A 492-nucleotide genomic window follows, 5' to 3' on the forward strand; every position below is an offset into this window, starting at 1 on the left:
GGTGTTAATGGCCAAGGAGCAGTAGCTGAAGCCTTGCCAGATTATAAAGGTGGTGCAGTTCCAGTTGACACACTGAAACAGGAACGTCCTGAATTCACAGGTGGCATTAATGGTGAACCGCTTGTTGAGCCTGCCCGACCTAGCTATGAAGGCGGAGTTAATGGCCTGGGTGCAGTGTCCGAAGCCTTACCAGAGTATGCACCGGAATTGAGTAGTCAAAGTGGCGTGCCAGAAGTCCATGACAAACCAGAGTTCACAGGCGGCGTATTCGGCGAATCCTTGGTTGAGCCAACAAAACCAACATTTGAGGGTGGTGTTAATGGCCAAGGAGCAGTAGCTGAAACTTTACCAGAGTATGAAGGTGGTGCAGTTCCAGTTGAAACTTTGAAACAGGAACTCTCCGAGTTTACAGGTAGCGTTAATGGTGAACCGCTTGTTGAACCTGTCCGACCTAGCTATGAAGGTGGTGTTAATGGCCAAGGAGCAGTAGCT

1 protein-coding gene is annotated in these 492 nt (G+C 49.6%); it reads left to right on the top strand.

Translation table 11 applies throughout. The annotated features are described in order from the left end of the window. Positions 1–492 (top strand): SIALI-17 repeat-containing surface protein (locus HMPREF2728_RS10565; RefSeq protein ID WP_398578140.1); only part of this gene is annotated, 492 nt, incomplete at both ends.

This window comes from Streptococcus sp. HMSC061D10 (genome assembly GCF_001808865.1).
Taxonomy (GTDB): Bacteria; Bacillota; Bacilli; order Lactobacillales; family Streptococcaceae; genus Streptococcus.